The sequence below is a fragment of the Streptomyces lunalinharesii genome (genome assembly GCF_039532155.1).
GTDB lineage: Bacteria > Actinomycetota > Actinomycetes > Streptomycetales > Streptomycetaceae > Streptomyces > Streptomyces lunalinharesii.
On record NZ_BAAARK010000001.1, the window covers coordinates 221,199 to 237,862 of the forward strand.

Here is a 16,664-nt window from a genome sequence, read left to right on the forward strand (position 1 = left end):
CGCCGGCCTCATCGCGGTGTCATGACGCGGCCATACCCTCACCGTGCGCCCGGCACACCCCGCAACGCCCGTGGACGTCACCAACGGGGCGCCGGCGCCGCCTACTTGAGGATGTTCACGGCCCGGGCCACCACCAGGACGACGGTCAGCAGCGAGACCGCCGACTGCAACAGCATCAGCAGCTTCGCCCAGCGGCTCAGCGGCATCACGTCGGTGGGACTGAAGGCGGTGGCGTTGGTGAACGACAGGTACAGGTAGTCGGCGAACTGCGGCTCCCAGTGCTCGGGGGCCAACTGCGGCGTCGCCATCTGCGGGAAGAGGAAGTCCGGGTAGCGGCGCACGGCACGGGCCCGGGCGACCGGGCCCCCGCGGTCCGACTCCCAGTACCAGAGCGCGAAGGCGATGATGTTGGTGAGCCAGATGCCGCCGCCGGTCACGAGCAGTTGGCCGGCGTCCCCGCCCTCGATGCCGCGCACCAGGCCGACCGCCAGGCGCACCGCCGACCAGCCGTTCGCCGTGCTGATCAGCACGATCAGCGCCAGCCCCGTCCACCGGTACAACGGGGAGGCCCGCTCGATGCGGAACGGGTCGGCCGCCACCAACACCAGCAGCAGCGCGGTCTCCAGCCCCGGCAGCAGCCAATCCGGGTGGATCGTCAGCCGCTCCGGGAGCAACCACTGCAGCACCACGGCCACCAGCACCGCGAGCGTCGAGGGCCAGCGGGGCTCGCCGCGGGTCACCCGCCGCCAGGCCGGCCGCAACCGGCGCCCGGCCTCCTCCAGCCCCGTCACGGCGGGCGCCAGCAGCGCCTCGATGCGGTCCAGCCGCTCGGCTTCGGTACCGGCTCCGCCCGTTTCTCCGGGCCCGGGATCGCGCTCCGACATGGGCCTCATGCTCACCCGACGACCGGACGGTGTCCAGCAGCCGGACCGGGACGGCGGCAGCCGGTGGCCGCGGGGTTAAGAGTCGGTCAAAAAGTTGCACAATTGCGCAAGTATCCATCGAGAGGGTCTAGACTCCTAGAGGTTTGACGAAGCACGCACCTCGTTCGGTGAGGCGTCGTCACGGACACAGGCCACTGATCCCACCCGTCGAGAGACGCTCCGGATCAGGACAGGTCTCCCCGGCCCAAGGGGTGACCCCAAGTGGCTGCCCCGCCCGGGGCTACGCCGTGACGTGCCAAAGCTCTGACGAGTGGGGGTGAGCCGGTCGACGGTGACCGGCCGCTCCTTGCCGGATCGACGACGGCGCGTCCCGAGCGCCCCGGCCGGAAGGAGGCGAGAGACATGGATTGCAGTAGTCCGGGCCATCATCGGCCCCACCTCCGCTTGCCCTCGCATTCTTCCGGCACGCGGTAGCCACCTTCCCTGCGCGGCCCGTCCGCCGCACCACGCCCCCGTACGGCCAGGCGCCGACACGGGTCGCCGTGCTGCGCTCCCGCGCAGGGAAGATGCCTGCCTCGCGCCCCCAACACCTCCCCCGCCCGGGGGACTTGGGAGTTCGCCATGACCGAGACCACCGTCCGCACCACGGCCCCTGCCCCGCCGTCCACCGCCGTGCTCGACGACGCGCACACCGGTGACATCCGCGGCGCGCTCGGCACCATCCGGCACGACGACACCGCCCCGCGCCGGGGCCTGCCCGCCAAGCTCAAGACCCTGCTCGCCATCGCCGGCCCCGGCCTGATCGTGATGGTCGGCGACAACGACGCCGGCGCCTTCACCACCTACGGCCAGGCCGGCCAGAACTACGGCACCCACCTGCTGTGGACCCTGCTGCTGCTCGTCCCGGTGCTCTACGTCAACCAGGAGATGGTGCTCCGACTGGGCGCCGTCACCGGGGTGGGGCACGCGCGGCTCATCCTGGAGCGGTTCGGGAAGTTCTGGGGCGCCTTCTCGGTCATCGACCTGTTCCTGCTCAACGCGCTGACGCTGGTGACGGAGTTCATCGGCATCACCCTCGCCGCCGGGTACCTGGGACTGCCCAAGGTCGGCGCGGTCCTGCTGGCCGCGGCCGTCATCATCGCGTCCGCCTTCACCGGGTCGTTCCGCAGGTTCGAACGGATCGCCATCGCCCTGTGCGCGGCGTCCCTGCTGCTCGTCCCGCTGTACTTCCTGGTGCACCCGTCCACCGGGCAGATGGCCCACGACTTCGTCGTCCCGCACCTGCCCGACGGGCCCGGCGGGCCGTCCGCGGTGCTGCTGCTGATCATCGGCATCGTCGGCACCACCGTCGCGCCCTGGCAGCTCTTCTTCCAGCAGTCCTACGTCATCGACAAGCGGATCACCCCGCGCTTCATGGGCTACGAGAAGGCCGACCTGTGGATCGGCATCGCCATCGTGGTGCTCGGCGCCGCCGCCCTGATGGGATGCACCGCCGCCGCCTTCGCCGGCACCGCGGGCGCCGGTGCCTTCACCGACACCGCCGGCATCGCGCACGGCCTGGCCGCCCACGCCGGCAAGCTCGCCGGGGTGCTGTTCGCCATCGCCCTGCTGGACGCCTCGATCATCGGCGCCTTCGCGGTGTCCCTGTCCACCGCGTACGCCATCGGCGACGTCTTCGGCATCCGGCACTCCCTGCACCGCGGCGTCGGCGGCGCCAAGGGCTTCTACGCCGTCTACGCGGGCCTGGTCGCCGCGGCCGCCACGATCGTGCTGCTGCCCGGGGCGCCGCTGGGCCTGCTCACCGAGGGCGTGCAGACCCTGGCCGGAGTGCTGCTGCCGTCCGCCTCCGTCTTCCTGCTGCTCCTGTGCAACGACCGGGCGGTGCTCGGCCCGTGGGTCAACGGCCCCCGCACCAACGCCTTCACCGCCGCCGTCGTCGGCGTCCTGGTCACCCTCTCGGTGATCCTCACCGCCGCGGTCCTCTTCCCGGACATCGACGCGGGCAGCATCCTCACCCTCATGGCGGGCTGCGGCGCGGCCGGGGTGCTGGCGCTCGGGTACGCGGAGCTGCGGCGGCGCCGCAAGGGCTGGGCGCGCGGCGGCCGTCCGGTGGACCGCACCGGCCGCGACGACTGGCGGATGCCGCCCCTGGAGCGGCTGCCCCGGCCGGTGCTCTCCACCGGGCACAAGATCGGCCTGACCGCGCTGCGGACGTATCTGCTGCTCGCCATGGTCCTGGTCGTCGTCAAGCTCGTCGAAGTGGCGCTCGCCCAGTGAGGTGCCCGGCCCGCCGCCGGCACCCGTCCCCCACCCCACCCGTTCCCGAGGAGGTGCTCCCATGCACACCCTGACCGTCGTCGACTTCCTCGTCCGACTCGCCACCGGCGTGGCCTGCGGAGCGCTCATCGGTGTCGAGCGCCAATGGCGCGCCCGGATGGCGGGGTTGCGCACCAACGCCCTGGTCGCGGCCGGGGCCACGCTCTTCGTCCTCTACAGCACCGCCGTCGGGGACTCCGGCAGCCCTACCCGCGTCGCCTCGTACGTCGTCTCCGGCATCGGCTTCCTCGGCGGCGGGGTGATCCTGCGCGACGGGGCGGGGGTGCGCGGCCTGAACACCGCGGCCACCCTGTGGTGTTCGGCGGCGGTCGGCGTGCTGGCCGCCTCCGGGCGCCTCGAACTCGCCGCCCTCGGCACCCTCGCCGTCCTCGCCGTGCACCTCGTGCTGCGCCCGGCGGGGCGGCTGCTGGACCGGGCCCCGGCGGCCGGATCCGACCCCGACGCGGCCGTGCTCGCCACCGTGCACGTGGTCTGCGAGCGCCGCGCGGAGACGCACATCCGCGCCCTTCTGCTCCAGGCGCTCACCTCGTCCGGACTGACCCCCATCGGTCTGCGGGCCCGGCGGGACGCCGAGGACACCACCGGCATCCGCGCCTCGGTGACCGTCTCCGGCGACCTCGCGCAGGCCCTGGAACAGGTCATCGCCCGGCTCTCCCTGGAACCGGACGTCCGCGACCTGCACTGGCACCTCGACGCGTCCGACGTCGCCCCGGATCAGGCCGCGTTGGCGTGAGTCCGGCGCCGCGCACGCTCCGCCCGGGCCCCTGTGCCACGCGCGTTTTTCGCGGTCCGGGACCGGGCGGCGCGCGCATCGGCCAGGATGGTCGCGTGATGACCGACGGAGTACCGGAACTGCGGCTGCGCCTGCCCGGCGCGGCGGCCCAACTGCCCTCCCTGCTGGAGTGGTTGCGCCACGAGGACGGACTGCGCGGCCGGGTGCGGGCGGTGCACGCGCCGCCCGCGCCCGGCGAGATGGGCGGGGCGCTGGACGTGCTCGCGGTGGCCGTCGGCTCCGGCGGCGTGGGCGCGGTGCTGGCCAACTGCCTGTCCACCTGGATCGCCCAGCGGCGCTCCGACCTCCGGATCACCGTGAGCGCCCGGGACGGCCGCACCCTGGAGGTGGACGCCAAGGGCGTCGATCCGCAGGCACTGGTGCGCGACATCGAGCGCCTCCTGAGCGACCCCGGTGCGGAGCCCGACCGGTAGTCGCGCACGCCCGGGGCCGGCGCAGAGGCGCGCCCGACCTGGGACGCGGTCCGTCGGGCACCGTCCGTTCCGGCCCGCGCGCGGCAGGTCCGACGGAACCGGTGCGGACCGCCCGTCCGGTAGGCGGGACGGGCCGCGTCCGGTCCGCCGCCGACGGTCGGGCAGCCGCGCGGTGACCGTTGGGGCAGCACCGTCGGGCCGTTCGGTCCTGACGGGAGGGACGGACGGGTGGCCCCTCGGTCGAGGACCGGACGCCACCGGCCGGGCGGCGCCGCAGCCGACCGCGGCACGTGGCGGCGCGGGACGACGGGGGCGGGGTCGTGGCCGGCCCGACGGCCGGGCACGGGACAGGTGCCCGCCGGCGGGCCGGTGGGCGTCGCCGGGGCAGCGCTGCCTGCCCCGGGGAGAGGACCGTTCGGACCTGGTCCGGGAGCGGACGAATGCGGTGGAGTGGCACCCGTAGCCGCCTCGCGAACAGGGACGAAATGCACAGTCAGGAACGGCAGGGGCACGACCGGGACGTCCTCCTCGTGCCCGGTGGCGCGCCACCGGGCAGCGCGGAATGGGTGCGCCGGGTGGTGGCGGCGGGCTGGGGCGAGCCCTGGGCCGGGCTGCCGGTCCGGCCCCTGGTGTCCGACGGGGCAGCGCCGCTGAGCCACACGGCCGGACTGTGGCACGTGGACCTGCCCGGCAACGGGCACGTGCTGAAGGTCCAGTTGAACCCCGACGCCGCCCGGCAGCGCCGCTTCTACCCGCTCAAGGAGCGGATCGCGGCACACTGCCGGGACCTGGGGGTCCCCGTGCCGGCGGCCGTGCCGGCGGCGGACGGCACCACCAGCGTGTGGTGCCAGGGCCTGGTGTGCGAACTCAGTCCCCGGCTGGCCGGCGCCGCCGTGGCGTGGTTCACCCCCGACCAGGCCCGGGAGGTGGTCCGCACCGGATTGGACCTGCGCTCCGCCCTGGACCGGTTGCCGCCGCAGTGGGCACGGGAACTGGCGCCGATCCCGCTGCCCCGGCTGGTCGACGAGGAGCACTGGCCGACCGCGCTCCGGGACGCCGAGGAACGGCTGCTGCCCCTGGCCGAGGAGGGCGAAGGCGACTGGCACCGCGCAGCGGCCACGGTGCTGCGCGAGACGGTGGCGGCCGGACGCCTGCCGCGGGAGGCCGGCGTACCCGCCGTCGGGGACCCCGTCCCCCGACCCGCGGTGGTCCACAGCGACCTGCACCACCACCACTTCGTGCTCACCGACGACGGCCCCGCCGGCCGGCCGCTGGTCCAAGGCGTCCTCGACTTCGACAACGCGCACCTCGGCGACCGGCTGCTGGACCTGGCGTGGCTGGCCGAAGCCGCCGGCCGCATCGCCGAGCCCGCGGAACGGCGCCGGTCGCTGGCCGAGTTCACCGCGACCGCGACGGACCGCGGACTGCTGCGGCCGGGCGAGGAACGGCTGTTGATGCCGCTGCTCGTGGCCCACTCGCTGCCGGTGATCGTCGACATCGCCAAGGACATCCTGGAACGGAACATCCTCAGCCCCGTCTGGCTCGACTACTTCGACCTGCTGTCCCCGGCGCGCCGCGGGGAGATCCACCGCCTGCTGACCGCGCCCACCCCGTCGCCGCCCGCCCGGTGAGGACACCGGATCGGCACCCGGACGGCCCCTGACCGGACCCGCGCACCTACGCGGAACCGGCCCCCTCGACCTTTCTGACGACTCGTCACTCATCGCGGTCACCGCCGCGGAGTGCTCCGTTGCTCATCCCCCGCACAGAGAGGGTTCCCGCATGCCCGCACAGGAGTCCGCGGCTTCGCCGTGGCCGACCGACCTGTCCGCCTACTGCTTCGAGGTCCCCCACTCCGAGGACTCGCTGCTCTTCAGCTCCGCCAAGGGCGTCCGCCTGACCGACGCGACCGGGCGCAGCTTCCTGGACGCCATGTCGGGCGTGTTCGTGTCCTGCTTCGGCTACGACTGCGAGCCCATCGCGCAGGCCGTCCAACAGCAGCTGCACACCATGCCGTTCAACCCCCCGCTACACGGCGCCAACCAGGCCGCGCTCGACCTGGCCCGGGCCCTGGTCGACCTGGCCCCCGAGGGCATCACGGCCGCCAAGCTGGTCAACGGCGGCTCGGAGAGCATCGAGGCCGCCATCCGGCTGGCCCGCCTGCACCACCGCACGCAGGGCCGGCCCGACAAGGTCAAGGTGCTCAGCCACTACCACGGCTACCACGGGGCCACCTTCGGCTCGCTCACCCTGACCGGCCGGCCCGACGTCAGCCGCTTCGGCCCGGGACTGCCCGGCGTCGTCCACGTCTGGCCGCCGGACTGCCTGGAAGCCTTCTGGGGCGTCGCGCCGGACCGGTCCGGCGCGCTGGCCGCGGAGATGATCGAGCGGACCATCGAGGCGGAGGGCGCCGACTCGGTGGCCGCGCTGGTCATCGAGCCGGTCATCCACCTGCGCGGCATGGCCATCCCGTCGGCCGACTACTTCGCCCGGCTCCGCGACATCTGCGACCGGCACGACGTCCTGCTCGTGTTCGACGAGATCGTCACCGGCTTCGGCCGCACCGGCCACCCCTTCGCCGCGCAGGCCTTCGGCGTCACCCCCGACCTGATGTGCGTCGGCAAGGGCATCTCCGGCGGCTACGCGCCGCTGGCCGCGGTCCTGATCGGTGAGCGGATCGCCGCCGGCCTCGGTGACGCCGACGGGCCGCGCGCCTTCGCCCCGTCCCACACCTACGCCGCCAACCCCATGGCGTCGGCGGCGGGCCTGGCCGCGGTGACCCTGTTCAACGACGGCGACTACCTCACCAAGGTCAACGAGTTGGCGCAGTACGTCGAGCCCCGGCTGCGGCAGGTGGTCGCCGGGCGCGGCACCCTGCGCGCCATCGGCCTGCTGTACGGCGTCACGCTCACCGGGTCCGACGACGGCGGAGCAGGTCCGATCGGCGAGCGGGTCGCCCGCGCCTGTCTGCGGCGCGGCCTGATCCTGCGCGGCCAGGACGACTGGTTCGTGCTGGCCCCGGCGTTCGTGACCACCCGCGCCGAGGCGGACGAGGCGCTTGAGATCCTCGGCGCGGCCCTGGACGAGGTCTGTGGAGCGGCCCGATGAGCGCCCTGCACGCCCTCGTGCAGCGCCCGGCCACGGCCGCGGCGCCCCGCCTCACCGAGCCGGAACGCGCCGTGGTGCGGCGCGAACTCGACGAACTCGCCGACGGCGGCTACACCGGCCCGCTGCTGGAGAGCCTGCGCAAGCTGGCCAGCGCCGTGCCCGAGCGGCTCTACGACGACAGTGCGCGCGTGCTGTTGCGGATGCACGAGATCGCCGGGTCCGGCAACCACCAGAGCAACGTGTCGTCCCTGCCCCTCGTACGGGCCTGCTTCGACCTCGGCCTGGTGCCCGAGGACGGGCCGGGACCGGCCGAACTCATCGTCGGGCGCGGCCACATCGCCCCCGCCTTCTACGCCGAGCACTACGTCCGCGGCACCTTCCCGTTCGCCCCGCTGGCCACCCTCCACCAAGGCGGCCTGACCGGCGTCGTCCACCAGGACCTGGGCTTCACCAACACCATGCGCTACAGCCTGGGCGTGGGCGTGGCCCAGGCCGTCAGCCTCGCCTGGGAGCTGGCCCGCCGCGGCGAGGACCGCAAGGTGGTCTGCCTGGCCGGGGACGGCGAACTGCAGGAGGGCGTGGCCTTCGAGTGCCTGCGCTTCGCCCACGAAGCGGACCTGACGAACCTGATCCTGGTCGTCGACGCCAACGACAAGGGCATCGAGCCGCTCCGCAAGCCGCTCAGCCGCACCTACCTGGCCAGCTACCTGGACCGGGTCGAGGAGGTCGACGGCCTGGACGCCGGCACCGTCCGCGACGCCCTCGGCGCGCTGCTGACCGCGCCGACCTCCGCCGCGTTGGTGTGCCGCACCCGCAAGGGCGACCACAGCTTCAAGCCCGCCACCACCGCGCCGGCCGCCGCCGCCCGCCCGGCCAAGGTGTCCTTCGCCCACACCTCCGGCGCGGCGCTCGCCGCCTACCAGGAGCGCACCGGACGCGAACTGGCCGTCTTCACCGCCGACATGGCCGCCCGCTTCGGGTTCCGCGACAAGGTCCCGTACACCAACACCGGGCTCGCGGAGACGCTCAGCCTGGGACTGACGCTGTCCCTGCCGGCGGAGACCGTCAAGGTCGTCGCCACGGACGCGATGTACTACATGGACTCGCTGAGCATGCTCACCGAGGCCACCACCAGCGTCCGCAACCTGCTGGTGCTGGCCGGGCGCAGCTGGGGTGCCTGGGGCGGCGCCCACAACGCCACCAACCTGCTGGGCCAGTTGCTGCACACCCGGGTCTACGAGCCGGTCACCGCGGCCGAGTTCGCCGCCTGCCTGGACCGGCTCGACCGGCATCCGGACACCACCCATGTGATCAGCACCGTCGACGCCAAGTTCGACCCGCCCCCGGCGGACTGCGCCGGCGACGTGGACGGCGGCACCTGGCTCACCCCGCCCGGCGAGGGACGGCCGCGGACGGCCGTGGTCACCTTCGGCTACGCCGGGGTGCTCGTCGCCGAGGCCAACCGCGACCTGGGCGTACCGCACCTGCACTGCGCGGCCCTGGACCCCGACCTGGACCCCGACACGCTCTCCCAACTCGCCGCCTGCGAGCAGCTGTTGACTGTCGAGTACAACGGCGTGCACGGCGGCTTCGGCGAACGGCTGCGCACCAAGTACCTGCTCCCGGCGCAGGTGCACGGCGTCCGCCAGGACATCGCCAACCGCGTGCACGACCGGCAGTTGCGGTTGCACGGCATGGGCCCCGAACAGCTCGACGCGTTGCTGCGGGGCCTGACCGGACGGCCCGGCGACGCCGCGACCCCGCCCGACGGCTCGGAGGGGGGCGCACGTGCGACTGCACACGCATGACTACCGCGCCCCGGACACCGACGGGATCGTCGACGGCGCCATCCTGATGCACCGCGAGATGGCCGAACTGCTGACCCGTCGTCAGTCCGTGGCCTGGCACGACCTGACCGGCGGCCCGCAGTGCGTCGCCGCCGCCGGCCCCGGCGACGTGGTGTACGCCGGATCGGGACCGTACGCCTTCCTCTACCACCACTGGCGGCAGCGCTCCGGCGGCCGCTTCCGGATCGTCCGCGAGGTGCACACCGCCCTGTGGTCGGGCTACTGGGCGCAGGAGGAGCTGTGCGCATCGCTGACGCGCCCCGGTGACCTGGTGCTCTTCCCCACGGAGTACACCCGGCGGCTGTTCCTCCGCCACTTCCCCGCGCTCACCGAGGAGAACTCCGCGGTGGCGTACCCCATGCTGGACCGGCTGCCCCGCAACGGGCCCGTTCCCGCGCCGGCGGCGGGCGCGACGCTGCGCCTGGGGTACCTCGGCGCGCTGTCGCTCGCCAAGAACTTCGACCAGGTGGTGGACGTCTTCGCCCGCTGCCACCGGGAGAGCGGCGGGCGGGCCGGCCTGGTGTGCGCGGGCAAGCCCAACCACCCCCGCTGGGAGGCGGACGCGGTCCGCGCGACCCTCGCCGAACAGGGCGTCCCGCCCGGCGCCGTCGACGTGCTCGGCGTCCTCGGGCAGGACCGGCTCGCCGACTTCTTCGCCCGGATCGACGTCCTGCTCTTCCCCAGCACGGCCTCCCGGGAGACCCTCGGCCGGGTGGTGCTGGAGGCACTGGCCCACGGCGTACCGGTGGTGGCCGCCGACATCGGCCCCGCCGTGGAACTGCTGCCCGCCCGCAACCTGGTGCCCACCGCCCTCGACACGGCCGGCGCGTTCACCATGAGCCGGGTCGGGCCGCTGGGCCGCATCGACGAGGACGTCCTGACCCGCAAGCTGCTGGCCCGCGACTACGCACCGGCCGCCGTCCGCAACGCCGCCCCCTTCCAGGACGAGGCGTTCCTGCACGCCCTGTCCGGCGCCCCGGACGCGCACGCCCTGGACCACGACACCACGTTGACCGAGGCGCTGCGGGTGCCCGCCCGCACCGACTTCGACCCGGAACGCGCCGTGGCGCAGGCCGAGCGGCTGTTCACCGACTTCTTCGGACGCCGCGACCAGGCCGTGCACCGCGCGCTGGACGAACACGCCGCCACGCACGGCTGCGACGACCCGGCCCCCGGCGAGTGGGCCGCACTGCACAACCTGGTCGACCGGCCGGGTCGCAACCTCGCCGACTACCGGGCGTTCCCACGGCTCCTGGACGCCCTGGTACTGCCGCCGCTGACCTATCGCCTCGCGCCGCAGCCGGTGGGCGCGGGCGCCGGAAAGGAATGAGGAACATGGACTTCGCAACGGGATTCGCCGACAAGGTGGCGCTGGTCGTCGGGGGCGGCCGGGGCATCGGCTCGGCCGTGGTCGAGGAGCTCGCCCGGCGTGGGGCGCACGTCGTGGTCGCCGACACCGACACCCTGCCCTCACAGTACAACCACTACCAGTCCACCCAGGTCAGCGGCTACGCCGACGCCCAGAAGCTCGCCGCCCGGCTGACCGGGGAGGGCCTGAAGGTCAGTGCGGCGCAGGCGGACGCCACCGACGAGGAGCAGGTCCGGCGGCTGTACGCGGACCTCGCCGAGCAGGCCGGCCGCCTGGACGTGGTCGTCAACGCCTTCGGCGTCACCCACGTCTGCCCGGTGGAGAAGATGGAACTGGCCGAGTTCCAGCGCGTGGTGGCCGGCAACCTCGACGGCGTCTTCCTGTCGTCGAAGAACGCCCTGCCCCTGCTGCGCGACTCCGGCGGCGGCGCCATCATCAACTTCTCGTCGGTGTCGGGCCGTTCGGGGTTCGCCAAGGTCGCGCACTACTGCGCCGGCAAGTTCGGGGTGGTCGGCTTCACCGCGGCGCTGGCCCAGGAGGTCGCCCGCGACGGCATCCGCGTCAACGCCGTCTGCCCCGGCATCGTCCGCTCCAACATGTGGCGCTACCTGCTCTCGGAGTTCGTCCGCCCCGGCGAGACCGAGGACGAGTGCTGGGAGCGGATGCGCTCGATGATCCCCCAGCGCGAGTTCCAGACGCCCAAGGACCTCGCGGAACTGGTCGTCTACCTCGCCGGCGCGACCAAGGTCACCGGCCAGGCGATCAGCGTCGACGGCGGGATGACGGCCCCGTGACGCTCGGTACCCCCGTGCCGTGGCCCGCCACCGACGCCCCGGCCGGCTGGCGGTGGCAGGGCCGGCCGCGCTCCTGGTCACGCGCCGGGGAGTCGCTGCGCATCGAGGCGCCGGGCGGCGCGGACCTGTACGCGCTGCCCGGCTCGTACGAGGCCGACTCGCTGCCCCTGCTGCAACGCGGCGTCGACGGCGACTTCACCGCCCGGACCGCCGTCCGCGTCGAGGGTTCGGCGTTCGGGGACGCGGCGGGCCTGGCGCTGCACGGCGACGACGGCTGGCTGAAGGTCTGCGTGGAGCGCACCAAGGCCGGCGGCTGGGCGCTGGTCACCGTGCTGTCCCGCCCGGCGTCCGACGAGGCCATGGGCCCCGCACTGGACGGCCCCGCCGCCGAACTGCTGGTGACCCGGGAGGGTCGTCGGCACGCGGTCCTCTTCCGCCAACGACCGGAGGAGGAGTGGCGGTTCGTCCGCACGTTCCACGGCTTCGCGGACCCGGTCCTGCGGCTCGGCGTGTTCGTCCAGGCGCCCTTCTCCCCGTCCGCCACGGCGCGGTTCGGCCCGCTGCACCTGAGCCCCGTGCCGCTGGGCGACCGCCGGTGACCCGGCTCCCCCTCCGGCCCGGGCACGGGCCGCTGATCGCGGCGGCGCTGGCGCTCTCCCTGCTCCTCGGTGTGGTCACCGGGGCGCTGGGGGCGGCGCTGCCGCTGCTGCGGTCGGCCTACGGGCTGGCCGACGGCAGCGGCACCGAACTCGTCGTGCTGTACAACCTCGGGGCGCTGCTCGCCATCGTCGGCTGCGGGATCGGCCTCGGCCGCCGGCTGGGCCGGGCGTTGGCACCCGCACTGCTGCTGGCGTTCGCGGGCAGCAGTGCGGGCATGGCCCTGGCGCCGACCTGGGGGCTGCTGTGTGCGCTCGCCCTGGTCGCCGGCGCCGGCTACGGCGGGCTGATCCTGCACCTGAACAGCTACTTCGCCCGGTCCTCAGGGGCCCGGCCGGCGCTGCTGCTCAACGTGCTGCACGCCTGCTTCGGTGCGGGGGCCACGCTGGGCCCGTTGCTGGTGGGCCAGTGGGGCGGGACGTCCGGACTGCTGCTGGTCGCCGGCGCCCTGTCGCTGCTGCTGTTCCGGGCCGCGGCGGCCACCGGGGAGCCCGTCGACCGTCCCGAAGGGGCCGCCGCCCCGCGTCCGTCGGCGCCGCTGCTCGCCGTCCTCGCCCTGCTGGCGCTGCTGTACGCGGGCGTCGAGGCCGGGATCGGCGCGCTGGAGTCGACCCACCTGGCCGCCTCCGGCCACTCGCCGGCCGCCGCGGCCCGGGCCACGGCACTGTTCTGGGCCGGGCTCACCGTCGGCCGGCTGGTCCTGCCGGTGGCGGCGCACCGGCTCCCCCACCCCCGGCTGATCGGCCTGTGCCTGCTCGCCGCCACCGGGGCGCTGACCGCCACCCTGCTCGACGCCGTGGCACCGGTGGCGTACGGGCTGGCCGGGCTGGCCCTCGCCGCGGTCTTCCCCACCACGCTGGCCTGGGCGAACGCCCTGCTGCCCGATCCGCACCGGGTCAACTCCGCGCTGCTGGTGGCCAACCTCGTCGGCAGCACGGCGCTGCCCTACCTCATCGGCCTGGCGGCGGCCCCTGGCAACCGCGCCACGATCCCCGTCGCATTCGCCGGTCTGACGCTGCTGTGCGGGCTGACCCTCGCCGGCGCCGCCCGCCTGGCCCGCCGGCCCGTGCCGCGCGCACCGCGACCGGCACCCCACAACGAACTGGAGACCTCCCCATGACCTCGCCACAGCCCGTCACCGACCTGATGTGGGCCCACTGGAAGACCAAGACGATGCTCAGCGCCGTCGAGGTCGGGGTCTTCGCCGAACTCGCCAAGGAGCCGCTGCCCGGCCCCGCGCTCCGCGACCGCCTGGGCCTGCACCCGCGGCCCGCCACCGACTTCTTCGACGCCCTGGTCGCCCTCGGGCTGCTGGTGCGCACCGGCGACCGGTACGCCAACTCGCCGGCGGCGGCCGAGTACTTGGACCACAACCGGCCGACGAGCTACCTCGGCGGCAGCTTCCTCGCCCAGTGCGCCGGACTGGCCGACGACCTCACCGAGGTGCTGCGCACCGGCCGGGCCGCCCGCCAGGCCCAGGACGGCCGGGACTTCTACCAGGCCACGTACGCCGCGTCGGAATCGGTGCGCGCCTTCCAGAAGGACATGACCGCGCTCAGCATGGGGCCGGCGCGGGCCATCGCGGAGAAGTTCCCCTGGGAGCGGTACCGTTCGCTGGCCGACATCGGCTGCGCCGAGGGCGCGCTGCCCGGCCACGTCCTGACCCGCCACCCCCACCTGACCGCCGTCGGCTTCGACCTGCCCCCGGCGCGTGCGGGCTTCGTGGAGTACACCGGGCGCCTCGGGGTCGCCGACCGCGTCACCTTCCAGGAGGGCGACTTCTTCCGCGACCCCCTGCCCTCCGCCGACGTGCTGGTCTTCGGCCACGTCCTGCACAACTGGGGGCAGGAGGAGAAGCTGCGGCTGCTGCGCGCCGCCCACCGGGCGCTGCCGGACGGCGGGGCGGTGCTGGTCTACGAGACGCTCATCGACGACGAGCGGCGCAGCAACGCCATCGGGCTGATCCTCAGCCTCATCATGCACGCCGAGGTCCCCGGCGGCTTCGACTACACCGGCGCCGAGTGCCGGGAGTGGCTGCGCGAGGCGGGCTTCTCGCAGACCTACGTGGAGCACCTGGAGGGCCCCGAGTCCATGGTCGTGGGCGTCAAGTGAGCCGCCCCGGACCACCGGACCGCCACCCGGCGGGCGCCAGCGACCTGGTGATGTTCTGGAACCTCTACGAGGCGGGCGTCGACCGCTACTACGGCCGCGACGCCCGCTGGCACCGGCAACGGGACCTGGTGCGAGACCACCGCCCCCGGGTGCTGATGACCACCGAGGGCTGGGGCTGGCACTTCGACGACCGCGCCTTCTTCGAGGACGCCAAGGCCGCGTTCGACATGGACGGCGTGCTCTTCCCCGCCAAGACCGGCTGCAACCTGGCCGTGTTCTGGCAGCGGGACATCGACCTGGTCGCGGTGGAGGAGGTCGCGCCGGAACTCGCCCAGTGGCACGGCCGCGGCAGCGCCACCTTGCAGTTGCCCGGCCGCTCGACGCCCCTGCGGTTCGTCGTGGCCCACCTGGACCCGTTCAGCGCGACGAACCGGCGCATCGAATCCGACCACCTGCGCCAGTACGCCGACCCCGAAGCCCCGCACCCCACCCTGCTGGCCATGGACGCCAACACGGTGCCGCCGGGGGACGCCGAGCCGGACTGGTCCACCGTGCCGCGCCACCGGCGTGCCGACCACACGGTGCCCGGCGAGGACCGCGCCGACCGGGCCCCGCTGCGACGCCTGCTCGGCACCGCGGAGGAACCGCTGTTCCTCGACGCGGGTGCCCACTGTGGCGACCGGTCGACGACCTTCGGCTTCCACCCGCCGCGCGAAGCGCCCCGGCGCATCGACCTGTTCCTGCTGACCCCGTCCCTCGCCCCGGACCTGCTCGGCTACCAGGCACTGGACGACCCCCGGCTGCACCCGGCGGGAGACCGGCCGGCGGCCTCCGACCACCGACCGATCACCCTCCGGCTGCGCCGGCACTGACCGGCCGGGACGCCCGCGCGCAGAAAGGCACCCCGCACCCGATGGAACCGACTCCCCCCGACGCCCCACCCGCCCCCGCACCACCCCCCGAGGCGGCCGAACTGGCCCGGATCAAGGCCCGGCTCGCCAGCGGCGAGCTGTACTCGGCCCACGAGCCCGACCTTCAGCCCTACCGCCAGCGCTGCATGGAGCTGCTGGACCGGGTCAACAACACCGCGCTGAGCGACACCCGCACCCGCGAACGGCTCCTGGGCGACCTGCTGGGCCGCATCGAACCGGGCGGCTGGGTGATGCCCCGGTTCCTGTGCGAGTTCGGGTTCTTCATCGAGCTGGGCCCCCGGGCGAAGGTCAACTTCGACGTCATGATGCTGGACTGCGCCCCCATCACCGTCGGCGCTGACGTTCTGATCGCACCCCGCTGCCAGCTCTTCACCGCCAACCACCCCTTCGACCCCGACCTGCGCCGCGCCATGTGGGAGTACGCCAGACCCATCACCTTGGAGGACCGGGTCTGGCTCGGCGGCGCCGTGACCGTCCTGCCGGGCGTGACCATCGGCGCGGACACCGTGGTGGGCGCCGGCAGCGTCGTCACCAAGGACCTGCCGCCGAAGGTGCTCGCCGTCGGCAACCCCGCCCGCGTGATCCGGGAGCTGTGACCGCCGTGACCGAAGCCCACACCCCCTCCGCCGACACCCCGCACCCGTCCGCGCCGCTCGCGGTCGAGGCGGTCGTCTTCGACCACGACGGCATCCTGGTCGACACCGTCCGGCCCGACTACCTGGCCTGCTCCGCCCTGTTCGAGGAGCACGGCGCGACCCTGCCGGCCCGCATGTGGGCGCAGGAGGTGTGCGGGCGCCCGGACGGCTACCCGCGCCTGTTCGACGCCCTGCTGGACTCCGCGGGCCCGTCCCCCGCCCCGGCCGGCGGCGCGAACGGCCCCCGCGACCACGCCGCGCTCCAGGAACGCCTGTCGCAGCTGTGGGAGCGCTTCATGACCCCCGAGCACATCCGCCTCCTGCCGGGCGTACGGGAGTTGCTGACGCGGCTGCGCACCGCCGGCCTGCCGGTGGCGGTCGCGTCGGCCGCCGACGCCGCGTGGGTACGGCGCTGGCTGGACCACTTCGGCATCGCGGAGTACGTCCAGACCGTGGTGGGCGGCGACGAGGTGCCGCGCCGCAAGCCCGATCCCGCCGTCTACCTGGCGGCCGCCACCCGGCTCGGCGTCCCGCCGGCACGCTGCGTCGCCTTCGAGGACTCGCTGACCGGAGTCGCCGCCGCGCGGGCCGCCGGGATCACCGTGACCGCCGTCCCCACCGCGCTGACCCGTTCCCTGGACTACTCCGCAGCCGACCACGTGCTGCCCGGCCTGTGGGCCGTGGACCTGACGCGCGCACCGTGGACCGCCCGATGAGCCCCGGCGCCCGGCCCGGGACGCCGAGCACGACGACGCCGGACGCCCGCCCCGGGGCCGCGCCCGG

The 16,664-nt window shown here is 74.2% G+C and carries 15 protein-coding genes and 1 riboswitch; of the genes, 14 read left to right on the forward strand and 1 reads right to left on the reverse strand.

Going from position 1 to position 16,664, the window contains the following annotated elements; translation table 11 throughout:
* Window positions 1-101: 101 nt before the first annotated feature.
* Window positions 102-884, reverse strand: a complete 783-nt coding sequence (locus tag ABD385_RS01050; RefSeq protein ID WP_344572906.1) for a hypothetical protein — start codon at window positions 882-884, stop codon at window positions 102-104.
* 152 nt (window positions 885-1,036) lie between these two features.
* A riboswitch (M-box (ykoK) riboswitch) is annotated at window positions 1,037-1,207 on the forward strand.
* Window positions 1,208-1,505: 298 nt separating this feature from the next.
* Here ABD385_RS01050 and ABD385_RS01055 point away from each other — a divergent pair.
* From ABD385_RS01055 to ABD385_RS01120, 14 genes are all read left to right on the forward strand, one after another.
* The gene (locus tag ABD385_RS01055) at window positions 1,506-3,161 is read left to right on the forward strand and encodes an NRAMP family divalent metal transporter (protein ID WP_344572907.1); all 1,656 of its coding nucleotides are present in this window, start codon (window positions 1,506-1,508) and stop codon (window positions 3,159-3,161) included.
* A 61-nt stretch (window positions 3,162-3,222) separates the two neighbouring features.
* Window positions 3,223-3,954, forward strand: coding sequence for an MgtC/SapB family protein (locus tag ABD385_RS01060; protein ID WP_344572908.1), 732 nt, complete (start codon window positions 3,223-3,225; stop codon window positions 3,952-3,954).
* Between the two features lie 98 nt (window positions 3,955-4,052).
* Complete coding sequence (locus tag ABD385_RS01065) at window positions 4,053-4,427, forward strand: effector-associated constant component EACC1 (RefSeq protein WP_344572909.1); 375 nt, start codon at window positions 4,053-4,055, stop codon at window positions 4,425-4,427.
* 485 nt (window positions 4,428-4,912) lie between these two features.
* Window positions 4,913-6,058 (forward strand): aminoglycoside phosphotransferase family protein, encoded by a 1,146-nt coding sequence (locus ABD385_RS01070; protein WP_344572910.1) that lies wholly within the window; start codon window positions 4,913-4,915, stop codon window positions 6,056-6,058.
* Window positions 6,059-6,209: 151 nt separating this feature from the next.
* Entirely contained in the window at window positions 6,210-7,535 is a 1,326-nt protein-coding gene (locus ABD385_RS01075) for an aminotransferase family protein (protein ID WP_344572911.1), read from the forward strand.
* Window positions 7,532-9,343, forward strand: coding sequence for a 1-deoxy-D-xylulose-5-phosphate synthase N-terminal domain-containing protein (locus ABD385_RS01080; RefSeq protein WP_344572912.1), 1,812 nt, complete (start codon window positions 7,532-7,534; stop codon window positions 9,341-9,343). The genes ABD385_RS01075 and ABD385_RS01080 overlap by 4 nt, the downstream gene beginning before the upstream one ends.
* A complete protein-coding gene (locus ABD385_RS01085) occupies window positions 9,324-10,712 on the forward strand; it encodes a glycosyltransferase (RefSeq protein ID WP_344572913.1) in 1,389 nt (462 codons plus the stop codon). Before ABD385_RS01080 ends, ABD385_RS01085 begins: the two co-directional genes overlap by 20 nt.
* A gap of 5 nt (window positions 10,713-10,717) precedes the next feature.
* Window positions 10,718-11,545, forward strand: coding sequence for an SDR family NAD(P)-dependent oxidoreductase (locus ABD385_RS01090; protein WP_344572914.1), 828 nt, complete (start codon window positions 10,718-10,720; stop codon window positions 11,543-11,545).
* Window positions 11,542-12,144 (forward strand): DUF1349 domain-containing protein, encoded by a 603-nt coding sequence (locus ABD385_RS01095; RefSeq protein ID WP_344572915.1) that lies wholly within the window; start codon window positions 11,542-11,544, stop codon window positions 12,142-12,144. The genes ABD385_RS01090 and ABD385_RS01095 overlap by 4 nt, the downstream gene beginning before the upstream one ends.
* Entirely contained in the window at window positions 12,141-13,322 is a 1,182-nt protein-coding gene (locus ABD385_RS01100; RefSeq protein WP_344572916.1) for an MFS transporter, read from the forward strand. The genes ABD385_RS01095 and ABD385_RS01100 overlap by 4 nt, the downstream gene beginning before the upstream one ends.
* Entirely contained in the window at window positions 13,319-14,314 is a 996-nt protein-coding gene (locus ABD385_RS01105) for a methyltransferase (protein ID WP_344572917.1), read from the forward strand. Before ABD385_RS01100 ends, ABD385_RS01105 begins: the two co-directional genes overlap by 4 nt.
* Window positions 14,311-15,186, forward strand: coding sequence for an endonuclease/exonuclease/phosphatase family protein (locus ABD385_RS01110; RefSeq protein WP_344572918.1), 876 nt, complete (start codon window positions 14,311-14,313; stop codon window positions 15,184-15,186). Before ABD385_RS01105 ends, ABD385_RS01110 begins: the two co-directional genes overlap by 4 nt.
* A gap of 41 nt (window positions 15,187-15,227) precedes the next feature.
* Entirely contained in the window at window positions 15,228-15,842 is a 615-nt protein-coding gene (locus ABD385_RS01115; protein ID WP_344572919.1) for a sugar O-acetyltransferase, read from the forward strand.
* Between the two features lie 5 nt (window positions 15,843-15,847).
* Entirely contained in the window at window positions 15,848-16,597 is a 750-nt protein-coding gene (locus ABD385_RS01120) for an HAD family hydrolase (protein WP_344572920.1), read from the forward strand.
* Window positions 16,598-16,664: the final 67 nt, after the last annotated feature.